This window comes from Streptomyces sp. NBC_01006 (genome assembly GCF_045162725.1).
In the GTDB taxonomy this organism is placed as follows: Bacteria; Actinomycetota; Actinomycetes; order Streptomycetales; family Streptomycetaceae; genus Streptomyces.
This window is the reverse complement of the sequence record NZ_CP108700.1, coordinates 2,972,513-2,986,033: the sequence shown is the minus strand read 5'-3', so window position 1 is coordinate 2,986,033 and position 13,521 is coordinate 2,972,513. Positions and strand designations below refer to the sequence as shown.

Below are 13,521 nucleotides of genomic sequence, written 5' to 3'. Positions count from 1 at the left end.
ACCGGCGGCCATGGACCAGAGCTCCCGTGTGGCGAACGCGCCCCGGAGGCCGGTTCCGCGCTGATCGCGCGGAACCGTGCCGGACCGGAAGTCAGCCGCGGCGCCCGGGAGCGTGACGGGAGAACCGCCCGCATGCTCAACAACGAAACCAACAACACCACCGGTGGCGCCGACAGCGGCAGCCCGAGCGACAACCTGCCTCCGCGCAGGCGTCGCCGTGCCGCGTCGCGACCCGCCGGACCGCCCGGTGCGACGGCCGTCGCACCCGCCGCGGTGACCGAGGCCGAGGCCGCTCCGGCCGCCCCCGCCGCCGAGGAGGCCGCTCCGGCCGCCGCCCCGGCACGTACCCGCCGCCGCGCGACCCGCGCCGTGGCCGCTCCTGAGGCTCCGGCGGCCGCCGAGGTCGTCGTGGAGGCCGCTGCCGCGGCCGCTCCGGTTGCCGAGGAGACCGCCGCTCCGGCGCCGCGTGCCCGTCGCCGTGCGACCCGCGCCGTCGCCGCTCCGGAGACCCCGGCCGCTGCCGCCGAGGCCGTCGTCGAGGCTGCTCCGGTTGCCGAGGAGCCCGCTGCTCCCGCGCCGCGTGCCCGCCGTCGTGCGACCCGCGCCGTGGCCGCCCCTGAGGCTCCGGCCGCGGCCGAGGTCGTCGTGGAGGCTGCTGCCGCGGCCGCTCCGGTTGCCGAGGAGACCGCCGCTCCGGCGCCGCGTGCCCGTCGCCGTGCGACCCGCGCCGTCGCCGCTCCGGAGACCCCGGCCGCTGCCGCCGAGGTCGTCGTGGAGGCCGCTGCCCCGGCCGCTCCGGTTGCTCCGGTTGCCGAGGAGACCGCCGCTCCGGCGCCGCGTGCCCGTCGCCGTGCGACCCGCGCCGTCACCGCCCCCGAGGCTCCGGCCGCCGCCGAGACCGTCGTGGAGACCGTCGTGGAGGAGTCCGCGCCGAAGGCCACCGTCACCGTCGCCGACGCCGTGGACTCCCCGAAGCGCGGCGGCCGCCGCCGCGCCACCCGCTCCGCCGCGCCCGCCACCCCGGCCGCCGCGCCGGTGCAGCCCGCCGCGGAAGAGCCCGCCGCTCCGGCTCGTGGCCGTCGCGCCGTGCGCCCCGCCGTCGCCGTGTTCCAGGCTCCGGTGTTCGCCGAGCCGATGTTCCAGACCCCGGAGACCGCCGCCATGGCCGCCGCGGCCGCCGCCGCGGCCATCGAGGCGGAAGAGGTCGAGGAAGAGGAAGAACTCGAAGCCGAGGCCGAGGTCGCCTCGGCCCCCGCCGCGCAGCCGGCCGGCCGTCGCCGTCGCCGTGGCCGCGGTGCGGTCGAGGCCGCCCCGGTCGCCGAGTCCGCGCCGGTGTCCCTGGCCGACGTGGAGCGTGTCGAGGACGAGGCCGAGGCCGCCGAGCTCGACGAGGAGAGCGCCGAGTTCGAAGAGGGCGACGAGACGGGCGAGCGCCCGTCCCGCCGCCGCCGTCGCGGTGGCCGTCGCCGCCGTCGGGGTGAGGCCGCCGACCTCGACGAGTCCGCCGAGGAAGAGGCCGAGGCCGAGGCCGCCGAGCAGGAGGCGGAGGACGAGGACTCCGCCGAGGAGGACGACGAGGAGACCGGGGCCCCGGGCTCCAGCTCCAGCCGTCGCCGCCGTCGCCGTCGCCGTCGCAGCGGTGACGGCGGTGCCGAGGGCGAAGCGGGCGAGGACGACGGCGTACGCACCGTCGTCAAGGTCCGCGAGCCGCGCCCGGCCCGCGAGAAGGCCGAGCCGTCCGACGAGGTGCAGTCCATCAAGGGCTCGACCCGTCTGGAGGCGAAGAAGCAGCGCCGTCGCGAGGGCCGCGAGCAGGGCCGCCGCCGCGTCCCGATCATCACCGAGGCCGAGTTCCTGGCCCGCCGCGAGGCCGTCGAGCGCGTGATGGTCGTCCGTCAGGCCGGAGAGCGCACCCAGATCGGCGTCCTTGAGGACAACGTGCTCGTCGAGCACTACGTCAACAAGGAAGAAGCCACCTCGTACGTCGGCAACGTCTACCTGGGCAAGGTCCAGAACGTGCTGCCGTCGATGGAGGCCGCCTTCATCGACATCGGCAAGGGCCGCAACGCGGTCCTGTACGCCGGTGAGGTCAACTTCGAGGCGCTCGGCATGGCCAACGGGCCGCGCCGCATCGAGTCCGCCCTCAAGTCCGGCCAGTCGGTCCTGGTGCAGGTCACCAAGGACCCGATCGGCCACAAGGGCGCCCGCCTGACCAGCCAGGTCTCGCTGCCCGGCCGCTACCTGGTCTACGTGCCCGAGGGCTCGATGACCGGTATCAGCCGCAAGCTGCCCGACACCGAGCGCGCCCGCCTGAAGACCATCCTCAAGAAGATCGTCCCCGAGGACGCGGGCGTCATCGTGCGCACCGCCGCCGAGGGCGCGAGCGAGGACGAGCTGCGCCGCGACGTCGAGCGTCTGCAGGCCCAGTGGGAGGACATCCAGAAGAAGTCGAAGCAGATCTCGACCTCTTCGCCGAGCCTGCTGTACGGCGAGCCGGACATGACCGTCCGCGTCGTGCGCGACATCTTCAACGAGGACTTCTCGAAGGTCATCGTCAGCGGTGACACCGCTTGGGAGACCATCCACGGCTACGTGAACCACGTGGCCCCGGACCTGGCCGACCGGCTGTCGCGCTGGACCTCCGAGGTCGACGTCTTCGCGACCTACCGGATCGACGAGCAGCTCGCCAAGGCGCTCGACCGCAAGGTGTGGCTGCCCTCGGGCGGCTCCCTCGTGATCGACAAGACCGAGGCGATGATCGTCATCGACGTCAACACCGGCAAGTTCACCGGTCAGGGCGGCAACCTCGAAGAGACCGTCACCAGGAACAACCTGGAGGCGGCCGAGGAGATCGTGCGCCAGCTGCGGCTGCGCGACCTCGGCGGCATCGTCGTCATCGACTTCATCGACATGGTCCTGGAGTCGAACCGCGACCTGGTCCTGCGGCGGATGCTGGAGTGCCTGGGCCGTGACCGTACGAAGCACCAGGTCGCCGAGGTGACCTCGCTGGGCCTGGTCCAGATGACCCGCAAGCGGGTGGGCCAGGGTCTGCTGGAGTCCTTCTCCGAGACCTGTGTCCACTGCAACGGGCGCGGTGTGATCGTGCACATGGAGACGCCGACCGTGGTCGGCGGCGGTGGCAACGGCAAGCGCGCCAAGCGGCGCGGCGGCCGCGGCCACGAGCACGACCACGAGATCGAGGGCGTCGAGACCGTCGAGGCCCTTGAGACCGAGACCGAGACCGAGGCCGAGGTGGCCGCCGAGCTCGCGGCGCCGGTGGCGCTGCCCGAGCCGGCGTTCGTCGCGGACGAGGAGCTTTACAGCAGCCCGGCGGAGGCGGAGGCCGCGGCCGGTCTGAGCGGCCGCCGCAACCGCCGCCGTGCCACCCGCAAGGCGACCGCCCCGGCGGGTGCCCCGCGCGGTGCGGCCGCTCCGGCGCCGGCCCCCGTGGCCGAGCCCGTGGTCGAGGCCGTCGCCGAGCCCGCCGTCGAGGCCGAGCCGGTGACCGAGCCGGCCGACACGGTGCTGGAGCCGGCCACCGAGGTCGTCGCGGAGGCCGTGGAGGCCACTGAGACGGTCGAGGCCGCGCCCAAGGGCCGGACCCGTCGCCGGGCGACCCGCAAGGCCACGGCCCCGGCCCCGGTGGCCGAGGCGGCAGCCGCCGAGCCGGAGCCCGCCCCGGAGCCCGAGGCCGTCGTAGAGGCCCCGGTCGCCGAGGCGCCGGTCGAGGAGGCCCCAGTGGCCGAGGCCGCACCGGCCCGCCCCCGTCGGCGTGCCACCCGTAAGGCCACCGCACCCGCCGGCTCCCCGGCCGGCGCGGCGGAGGCTGCCGTCCTGGTCGTCGAGACCCCCGCTGCCGAGCCCGAGGCCGCCCCGGCCCCGGTCGAGGCGGCGGAGGCCCCCGAGGCCGAGGAGGCCGCCCCGGCGGCCAAGAAGGCGGTCCGCAAGACGGCCGCCAAGAAGGCCCCGGCGAAGAAGGCCACCGCCGCCAAGAAGGCGACGGCCGCCAAGAAGACCGTCGCGAAGAAGGCGACGGCCAAGAAGACCGTGGCGAAGCGGGCGACGAAGAAGACCGCGGCGGCCGAGCAGCAGTCGCTGCCCTCCGTCTCGGCTCCGACCGAAGCCTGATCCGCCGCACGGCCGTGGCCCCGCCGAAAGGCGGGGCCACGGCCTGCGCGGGGCCCGGTTTGACCCTCCGGAACCGGCCCCGTAACCTAGACCGTCGGCATGTTCTAGATGGTTACGTCTAGTGCGCGTCGCGCTCCTGAGCACCTTCCTCCGGCCGGGCCCCGCCCGCAGGAGAGGCCGCTCGTCCAATCCGGATCAGTTCGGTCCCCCCGCAAGAGGGGTCTGCCTGAGCGGCTGGCTTCAGGAGCATCCGTCCCGAGTGAGAGAGAGATCCGCGTGTACGCCATCGTGCGCAGCGGTGGTCGCCAGCACAAGGTTGCTGTTGGTGACATCGTTGAGGTTGACAAGATTTCCACTGCCAAGGTTGGCGACACGGTCGAGCTCTCGACCCTGCTCGTTGTCGACGGCGACGCCGTGACCAGCGACCCGTGGGTCCTGGCCGGCATCAAGGTCCAGGCCGAGATCGTGGACCACCACAAGGGTGCCAAGATCGACATCCTTCGGTACAAGAACAAGACCGGCTACCGCCGTCGCCAGGGTCACCGCCAGCAGTACACGGCGATCAAGGTCACCGGTATCCCCGCGGCTGCGAAGTAAGAGGGACTGAGACATGGCACACAAGAAGGGCGCATCGTCCACCCGGAACGGGCGCGATTCCAACGCTCAGCGGCTCGGCGTGAAGCGCTTCGGCGGTCAGGTCGTTTCCGCCGGCGAGATCCTCGTCCGCCAGCGCGGCACCCACTTCCACCCGGGCTCGGGTGTCGGTCGTGGTGGCGACGACACGCTGTTCGCGCTGCAGGCCGGTGCCGTGCAGTTCGGCACGCACCGTGGCCGCAAGGTCGTCAACATCGTTCCGGCCGCCTGATCCAGCTCCTGCTGATCAGCGGTACGTAACTTCCCGAGGGCGGATCTCAGCTCTTTCCGGCGCAAGCCGGGAAGAGAGGTCCGCCCTCGGCGCGTTGGCACATAGGCACGCTTAGGCACGTTTAATGGGCAGCAAGGCCTGCCCGGGACATTCCCGTATGTATCTGGAGGAACAACCATGACCACCTTCGTGGACCGCGTCGAGCTGCATGTCGCCGCGGGTAACGGGGGCCACGGCTGCGCCTCCGTTCACCGGGAGAAGTTCAAGCCGCTCGGCGGCCCCGACGGCGGAAACGGCGGCCGTGGCGGCGACGTCATCCTGGTGGTGGAGCAGGCGATCACCACCCTGCTGGACTACCACCACAGCCCCCACCGCAAGGCCACCAACGGCAAGCCCGGCGAGGGCGGAAACCGCTCCGGCAAGGACGGCCAGGACCTCGTCCTGCCCGTGCCGGACGGCACCGTCGTCCTCGACAAGGAGGGCAACGTCCTCGCCGACCTCGTCGGCCAGGGCACCACGTTCGTGGCCGCCGAGGGCGGCCGCGGCGGCCTCGGCAACGCCGCACTGTCCTCCGCCCGCCGCAAGGCCCCCGGCTTCGCGCTCCTCGGCGTCCCCGGTACCACCGGCGACATCGTCCTGGAGCTCAAGACCGTCGCCGACGTGGCCCTCGTCGGCTTCCCGAGCGCCGGCAAGTCCTCGCTGATCTCGGTGCTCTCCGCAGCCAAGCCGAAGATCGCGGACTACCCGTTCACCACCCTCGTCCCGAACCTGGGCGTCGTCACCGCCGGCTCGACCGTCTACACGATCGCCGACGTCCCCGGCCTGATCCCGGGCGCCAGCCAGGGCAAGGGCCTCGGTCTGGAGTTCCTGCGCCACGTCGAGCGCTGCTCGGTCCTCGTGCACGTCCTGGACACCGCCACCCTGGAGTCCGACCGCGACCCGGTGGCCGACCTCGACGTGATCGAGGAGGAGCTCAAGATCTACGGCGGCGGCCTGGAGAAGCGCCCGCGCCTCGTCGTCCTCAACAAGGTCGACATCCCCGACGGCCAGGAGCTCGCCGACATGGTCCGCCCGGACCTGGAGGCCCGCGGCTACAAGGTCTTCGAGGTCTCCGCGGTCGCCCGTACGGGCCTCAAGGAGCTCTCGTACTTCCTCGCCGAGGTCGTCGCCAAGGCGCGCGCCCGCAAGCCGAAGGAGGAGGCGACCCGCATCGTCATCCGCCCGAAGGCCGTGGACGACGCCGGCTTCACCGTCACGTACGACGAGGTCGAGGACGTCTACACCGTGCGCGGCGAGAAGCCGGAGCGCTGGGTCCGCCAGACGGACTTCAACAATGACGAGGCCGTGGGCTACCTGGCCGACCGCCTCAACCGCCTCGGTGTCGAGGAAGCGCTGAAGAAGGCCGGCGCCCGCGCCGGCGACGGCGTGGCCATCGGCTCCGACGACAACGCGGTCGTCTTCGACTGGGAGCCGACCGTGATGGCCGGCGCCGAGATGCTGGGCCGCCGCGGCGAGGACCACCGTCTGGACGCCCCGCGTCCGGCCACCACCCGCCGCAAGGACAAGGAAGCCCAGCGCGGGGACTCGGCGCAGAAGGAGTACGACGAGTTCCGGCCGTTCTGATCTGCCGCTTTGCCGCATCTTTGCGCCGGACGGCGGAGTTGAAGTGATGTTTACCCCGGTCGCCTAGGATCCACGGGTGAGCAGCACCAACACTCCCAGCGTTTCCGTCGTGGTGATCGCGTACAACGACGCCGTGCTCGTGGGCGAGGCCGTTTCCTCGGCTCTCGCCCAGGGCCCGGTCGTCGCCGAGGTGATCGCCGTGAACGACGCCTCGGCCGACGGCACCGCGCGGGTGCTGGACGAGCTGGCCGCCGTCCACCCCCGCCTGAAGGTCGTGCACCGCACGGAGAACAGCGGCGGCTGCGGCACCCCGCGCAACGACGGGATCGCGGCCGCGAGCTCTCCGTACGTGCTCTTCCTCGACAGCGACGACGTACTGCCCCCGGGGGCGGCCGACGCCCTCGTGCGCGCCGCCGAGGAGCACCGCGCGCCGGTGACCGTCGGCGCGTGCGTACGCCGTGAGCTGCCGCTCCACCACGACGTGCCCTGGATGCCCGGGCTCTACACCGCGGGCGACGTGATCGAGCGGCCCGCCGACCGGCCCGAGCTGGTCCGGGACACCCTCTGCGTCAACAAGCTGTACGAGCGGGCGTTCCTGGACAAGCATGCGATCCGCTTCCCCGACGGCCGGTTCACCTACGAGGACTTCGTCTTCACCGCGCGCGTACTGGCCGCCGCCCCGCGCATCGCCGTCATCGACGACCTCGTCTACGTCTGGCACGTGCGCCGCGGCGCCGCCCAGGTGTCGATCTCCCTGGACCGCAAGGACGTCGGCAACTGGCGCTCCCGGATCGAGGCCCACCGCACGGCCTGTCGGATCATCACCGAGTCCTCCCCGGAGCTGGGCCTCGCCTGCCAGGTGAAGTTCCTGGAGTACGACCTGCGCATGTACCTGCGCGAGCTCGGCAAGGACCCCGAGTACCAGGCCGCGTGGTGGACGCTGACCCGTGACTACGTCGTCGGGTTCGACGAGGCCGCCGCCCTGGCCGCCGGGGCGCACGCCCGCTGGATCGTCCGGCTGCTGCGGGCCACCGCGAACCCGCCCGCCGACGTCGAGCGCCTGACCCGCTTCGCCGCCGAGCCGCCCCGGCTGCTGCCCCCGTACGCGACCGGCCCGCAGGGGCAGCCCGTGTGGAGCGAGGAGCTCCCGGTCGTCCTGGACGGGCTGGCCGGGCTGCCGGTGGCCGAACTGCCCGTCAGCATCGACGCCGAACCGCTGGGCGCGGGCCGGCTCCGGATCCGGGTGCGCGACCTGTACGGGCGCCTCGCCGAGGCCGGGCCGCGCACCGCCCGGCTGAGCTTCGTACCCCGCTCGGGCGGGCAGCCGGTCCAGGACCGGCCGGTGGAGCTGCACCCCGCCGCCGACGGCGACGGCTGGACCGCCGAACTGCCCTTCCGGCTCACCGGCGTGGCCGCCGCGGGGCGCCGCCAGGGCCGCCGCGGCATGCAGGCGTGGGGCGTCCAGGTGGGCGTGGAGTTCGCCGACGGGAGCTCCCTGGTCACCTCCCCGCGCCCCCTCGATGCCCTCCTGCACCGCCGCGCCCTGCCGAGCAGCAGGTACGGTGTTCTGCTGGCGCAGCCGTTCCGTACGGGCGGAGGATCACTGGCCCTGCGGCTCGCGCCGGGTGCCGCGGGCGCGCTGAGCCTCGTACGCAACCGTCTCCACCGGGCCCGGGCAGGCCGCGGATCGGAGTGAAGACAGCCGGCGACCGTCAGGCCGCCTGAGATTTCGGACAGGACCCCGGACCCGTTCCGGGGACCCCAGGGAGATACGCATGACTTTTCTGATCACTGGTGGCGCCGGCTACATCGGCTCCCACGTCGTCCGCGCGATGCTCGCCGCGGGTGAGGAAGTCGTCGTCTACGACGACCTCTCCACGGGCAACGAGGACCGCGTCCCGGAGGGCGTCCCGCTGGTGATCGGCTCGGTCCTGGACCGGCTGACCCTGGACGAGACCATCCGCGCGCACCAGATCACCGGTGTGGTGCACCTCGCGGGCAAGAAGCAGGTCGGCGAGTCCGTCGAGAAGCCGCTGTACTACTACCACGAGAACGTGGAGGGCCTTCAGGTCCTGCTGGGCGCGGTGGCCGCCGCCGGCGTCCGCAACTTCCTCTTCTCCTCCTCCGCCTCCGTGTACGGCATGCCCGACGTGGAGCTCGTCACCGAGGAGACCCCGTGCGCGCCGCTGAGCCCGTACGGCGAGACGAAGCTGGCCGGCGAGTGGCTGGTGCGGGCCGCAGGCAAGGCGCACGGCATCTCCACCGCCTGCCTGCGCTACTTCAACGTGGCGGGCGCGGCCGCCCCCGAGCTCGCGGACACCGGGGTCTTCAACCTGGTCCCGATGGTCTTCGAGCGGTTCGACAAGGGTGAGGGCGCCCGGATCTTCGGCGACGACTACCCGACCCCGGACGGCACCTGCATCCGCGACTACATCCACGTCGAGGACCTCGCCGAGGCCCACGTGGTGGCGGCCCGCAAGCTCGTCGAGTGGGGCGCGACCGGGGACTACAAGGACCTCACCGTCAACATCGGCCGCGGCGAGGGCGTCTCCGTGCGGGAGATGGCGCAGCTGCTGAACGAGGGCACCGGGCACACGTACGAGCCCGTCGTCGTCCCGCGGCGCCCCGGCGACCCGGCGAAGGTCGTGGCCTCGGCCGACAAGATCGCGGCGGAGCTGGGCTGGAAGGCCAAGCACGACGTGCGCGAGATGATCACCTCGGCCTGGGCGGGCTGGGAGGCCAACCGCAAGGGCGCCGTGCACCACGTCGCGCGCTGACACGACGTACGAAAGCCGCCCGCCCCGGACGCGTTCCGGGGCGGGCGGCTTCGTCATGTCAGGAGCTCGGCGCTCCGGGGCTCAGCGCTCCAAGGCTCAGCGTTCCAAAAACGTGAACAGCTCTTCCCAGCGGTCGGTGATCTCGGCGCTGGAGTAGCGCTGCACGCTGCGGAAGGCGTTGTCGCCGAGCCGGTCGCGCAGTTCGCGGTCCGACATCAGCACGTCGAGGTGCCCGGCCAGCTCCATGGTGTTGCCCAGCCGGGCGAGCAGCCCGTCCTCGCCGTGCGCCACGATCTCCCGTACGCCCGGCGCGCAGTCGAACGCGGCCGCCGGCACGCCCGCGGCCATCGCCTCCAGCAGCGTGATCGGGAAGCCCTCGGCCCGCGAGGCCTGCGCGAACACCGAGGCCCCGCGCAGCGCGCCCAGCACGTCGTCGGTGCTGCCCATCCACTCCACGGAGTCGGTCAGCCCGAGCGTGTCGGCGTGCGCCCGCAGCGCCGGCTCCTCGACGCCCGCCCCGTAGATCCGCAGGACCCAGTCGGGGTGGAGCGGGGCGGCGTCGGCCCACGCGTCGAGCAGCAGGTCCACGCCCTTCTCGAAGGCGAGGCGGCCGACGCTGGCGACGACCTTCTCCGAGCGCGGCGCGGGGGAGTCCGGCATGAACGGCAGCGGGTTCGGCATGCTGCCCACGTTCTCCATGCCGGCCCGGATCCACAGGTCCGCGTCCTCCGGGGTCAGCACGAGCAGCCGGTCGACCTCCGCGTAGTGGCGGCGGACCCGCTCGCCGCGGGTGGACTTCTGGCTGGCCTCGAACGACTCGTGGCTCATGCCGATGAGGCCGAGCCCCTTGGTGTCGGCGAGCGCCACCCACTCCATCGCCCAGACCTGCGTGACGATCACGACGGCCCCGGGGCCGGCCGCACGGAACAGCTCGTTCAGCTTCTCCGCCTTGGCCCGCATCTTCGCCCGCCGGGCCGCCTGGCGGCGCCGCTCCGGGGCGTTCAGCCTGCCCTTGATCCCGCGCAGACGCCGCGCCTTCGGCGGGTGGGCGTCGTACAGGGTGGTCATCTCGTACGGCAGGTCCTGCGGCAGCTTCTGCCGGATCTCCTCGGCGACCGGGGCGATGCCGACGATGTGCACCCGGTGCCCGCGGTCCGCGAAGAGCCCGGCCATCTGGTGCGACCAGGTCGTCACGCCGCCGAGCTCGTCGACGCTGTTGGAGACGATGAAGATGTCCCGGCTCACTTGCCGCTCCCGGTGAAGAACTTCTCTACGATCTGGCGCGCCGCGTCCCCGCGGTCGTACTCGCCGAACTCGGTGAGGAAACGCTGCCGCGCCTCCGCGTACTTGGCGTCCGCCTCGTCGAAGGAGGCGAGCGCCTGGAGGAGTTCGTCGGCCGTGGCCACCACCGGACCGGGCGCCTTCTCCTTCAGATCGAAGTACGTGCCGCGGATGTCGGTCGCGTACTCCTCGTAGTCGTAGGCGAAGAACAGCATCGGCCGGTCCAGGACCGAGTAGTCGAACATCACGGACGAGTAGTCGGTGATCAGCCCGTCGGTGAGCGCCAGCAGCGGGGTGATGTCGTGGTGCCGGGACACGTCGATGACCCGGCCCGCGACCGACGGCGGCAGCGAGACGCTGTTGAGGTAGTGGGTGCGCACCAGCAGCGTGAAGCGGTCGCCGAGCCGCTCGGCGAACTCCTCCACGTCGAAGGGGAACTCGAAACCCTCCACCGCGCCGTCGGCGGTCGCCCGGAAGGTCGGCGCGTACAGCAGCACCTTCTTCTCCGGGTCGATGCCCAGCTCGGCCGCGAGCGGCCCGCGCACCCGCTCCCCGCTCTGCGCCTCGGCGCGGTGCGCCTCGACCAGGGCGTCGTTGCGCGGGTAGCCGGTGCGCAGCAGCACCTCGTCGCGGAGCCGGAAGCCCTTGGCGAGGGTGCGGGCGTCGTGCTCGGAGCGGATCAGGAAGTGGTCGAAGCGGTTGACGGCCGCCTGGAACTTGTCCTGGCCGGCCTTGCCCTGCGCCTTGGTGCGGGGCTCGTGGAAGCCCATGCGCTTGAGCGCGGAGCCGTGCCAGGTCTGGATGTACGTGGTTCCCTCGCGCTTGGCCAGGGCGAGGGGGAAGCCCTGGTTGTCGACCCAGAACTCGGCCTGCGCCAGCGCGCGCAGGTAGGGCCAGCTCCAGCGGCGCACCAGGGTGGCGTCCTTGGGGAAGCCGGTGGGCTTGCCGCCCGCGTACGACCAGATCGCCTCGAACGGGACGCCCTGGCGGACCATCTCCTCGTAGATCGCCTTCGGGCTGTCGCTGTACTGCTTGCCCATGTGGCTCTCGAAGACGACCGTGCCCTTCTTGATCGGCAGCTTCGAGAAGACCTCGTGGTAGACCTTCACCTTCTGCTCTCCCGAGCCGAGGTTGCGGCGGGCCCGCAGGGCCTTGCGCAGGCCCCGCTTGACCACGCCGGCGGCCCTGCCGTGCATCGCGCTGCTGATCAGCGTCTGCGTGCGGACGGCGGCGGCGCCCTCGGCGGTCAGGACGTAGGAGAGGTTCCCCTTCTTGGTGACCTCCGGCTCGAAGCGGTCGGAGACCAGCCGGGTCAGCCGCGGGCGCACGCGCAGGCGGGCCGCAGACTCCAGGTCGACCCCGCCGACGGAGACGCGGGTGGTGAGACGGTCGCCGCCGGCGGTCAGCTTCAGGCGCACGTCCCAGACGGCGTCGATGATGCCGAGGGGGCGCACGGTGCTGCCGATGTCGGCCGTGGCGGTCCACTCGATCGTGTCACCGGCGTGCCGCACGGTTGCCACCGGGAAGCTGAAAGACCGTACGCCGATCTGGCGGCGGGCCCGGAACTCCAGCGTGGCCGTCAGTTCCTTGTCCGGGCTGATCCGGCCCAGCGGGTTCACCACCGAGCCCGAGAGCGTGACGGTGCCGCGCCCGTCGTCCTCGTACGAGGTCAGACGGTTGCCCAGCGCGAGCGAGGAGAGCGGGGCGGTGTGGAAGCCCTGCTCGGTGACGTCCAGTATCCGGCGGGCCTCGTCGTCCTCGTCGTCGATGTGCGTGTCACACCAGTAGACGCGGCCGTCGCGCTCGGCGAGCGGAGAGGTCAGCCGGCCCTTGTTGGTCATGGCGTCGGCGGCCGGGAGCAGGTTGTCCCAGTCCTCCCTGCCCAGCAGGTAGGCACAGATCGCCTGGAGGTACGTGACGTTCTCGTACGCGGCCGGGTCGATGCCGGCCAGGTAGCCGTTGGCGAGGCGGGCGAACTCCTGGCGGTACGCGTCGCCCAGCAGGGGCAGGTCGCGCAGGTGCAGCACCAGGTCGTGCTTGAGGAACTTGGCGTCCTTCGCGGACTTGATGGCCGTGTGCCCCTTGGCGGCCAGCAGCTCGTCGACGCGGCGGTGGATCTCCATCCGGTGGACGAAGTTCGCGATCTCGTGGCGCCGGTTGCTGATCGACTTCGCCGAGGCCTTCTCGACCACGTTCCAGTAGTAGACGTGGTTCGGGATCAGCGTGATGCGGCGGGCCGCCACGTAGGCCTGCGCGGAGAAGAGCAGGTCCTCGTAGTGGATGCCGACCGGGAACTCCAGGCCCTGCTCCAGCAGGAACGCGCGCCGGTAGCACTTGTTCGTGGAGAGGGTGTCGTAGACCAGCAGGTCCGGGTCCTCGGTGATCGACTCCAGCGTGCGGGTGCGCGAGTAGATCCAGGGGTACCACTCGGTGGTCTTGCCCCACCGGTTGTCGAGGTGCACGCGCACGCACATGCCCGAGACCAGGTCGGACCCGGTCCGCTCGGCCGCGGCCAGCATGTTCCGGCAGGCGTTTCGTTCCAGCACGTCGTCGCTGTCCAGGAACATGACGTACGTGCCGGTCGCCTGCTGGATGCCGTGGTTGCGCGGGGCACCGCAGCCGCCGCTGTTCTCCGGCAGCCGGAAGGCGCGCACTCTCCCCGGGTGCGCGGCCTCCAGCTCCTGGGCGACCGCGTACGACCGGTCCTTGCTGCAGTCGTCGACGATCACGACTTCGACCCCGTGCAGGGTCTGGTCCAAAACCGACTGGACGGCTGTCGGCAGACGCTCTGCGTCGTTGTAGACGATGACGACCACGGAGACGTCAGGCACGTGCACCTCGATCCCT

At 72.1% G+C, this 13,521-nt stretch carries 8 protein-coding genes; 6 read left to right on the top strand and 2 right to left on the bottom strand.

Annotated elements, in window-relative coordinates; genetic code table 11:
- Positions 1–132: 132 nt before the first annotated feature.
- From OG509_RS13565 to galE, 6 genes are all read left to right on the top strand, one after another.
- The gene (locus tag OG509_RS13565; protein ID WP_406182780.1) at positions 133–4,128 is read left to right on the top strand and encodes a ribonuclease E/G; all 3,996 of its coding nucleotides are present in this window, start codon (positions 133–135) and stop codon (positions 4,126–4,128) included.
- Between the two features lie 276 nt (positions 4,129–4,404).
- Positions 4,405–4,725, top strand: a complete 321-nt coding sequence (gene rplU, locus OG509_RS13560) for a 50S ribosomal protein L21 (RefSeq protein ID WP_008738952.1) — start codon at positions 4,405–4,407, stop codon at positions 4,723–4,725.
- A gap of 13 nt (positions 4,726–4,738) precedes the next feature.
- Positions 4,739–4,993 (top strand): 50S ribosomal protein L27, encoded by a 255-nt coding sequence (gene rpmA, locus OG509_RS13555; protein ID WP_030027134.1) that lies wholly within the window; start codon positions 4,739–4,741, stop codon positions 4,991–4,993.
- A 177-nt stretch (positions 4,994–5,170) separates the two neighbouring features.
- Positions 5,171–6,616 (top strand): GTPase ObgE, encoded by a 1,446-nt coding sequence (obgE, locus tag OG509_RS13550; protein ID WP_406182778.1) that lies wholly within the window; start codon positions 5,171–5,173, stop codon positions 6,614–6,616.
- A 76-nt stretch (positions 6,617–6,692) separates the two neighbouring features.
- The gene (locus OG509_RS13545) at positions 6,693–8,312 is read left to right on the top strand and encodes a glycosyltransferase family 2 protein (protein WP_406182776.1); all 1,620 of its coding nucleotides are present in this window, start codon (positions 6,693–6,695) and stop codon (positions 8,310–8,312) included.
- A gap of 79 nt (positions 8,313–8,391) precedes the next feature.
- Positions 8,392–9,393 carry a UDP-glucose 4-epimerase GalE gene (galE, locus tag OG509_RS13540; protein WP_406182774.1) on the top strand — a complete coding sequence of 334 codons (1,002 nt, stop codon included), beginning with the start codon at positions 8,392–8,394 and terminating at the stop codon, positions 9,391–9,393.
- A gap of 96 nt (positions 9,394–9,489) precedes the next feature.
- Here galE and OG509_RS13535 read toward each other — a convergent pair whose 3' ends face one another.
- Both OG509_RS13535 and OG509_RS13530 read right to left on the bottom strand, forming a co-directional pair.
- A complete protein-coding gene (locus tag OG509_RS13535; RefSeq protein ID WP_406182772.1) occupies positions 9,490–10,638 on the bottom strand; it encodes a glycosyltransferase in 1,149 nt (382 codons plus the stop codon).
- Positions 10,635–13,511, bottom strand: a complete 2,877-nt coding sequence (locus tag OG509_RS13530) for a CDP-glycerol glycerophosphotransferase family protein (RefSeq protein ID WP_406182770.1) — start codon at positions 13,509–13,511, stop codon at positions 10,635–10,637. Before OG509_RS13530 ends, OG509_RS13535 begins: the two co-directional genes overlap by 4 nt.
- Positions 13,512–13,521 lie beyond the last annotated feature (10 nt).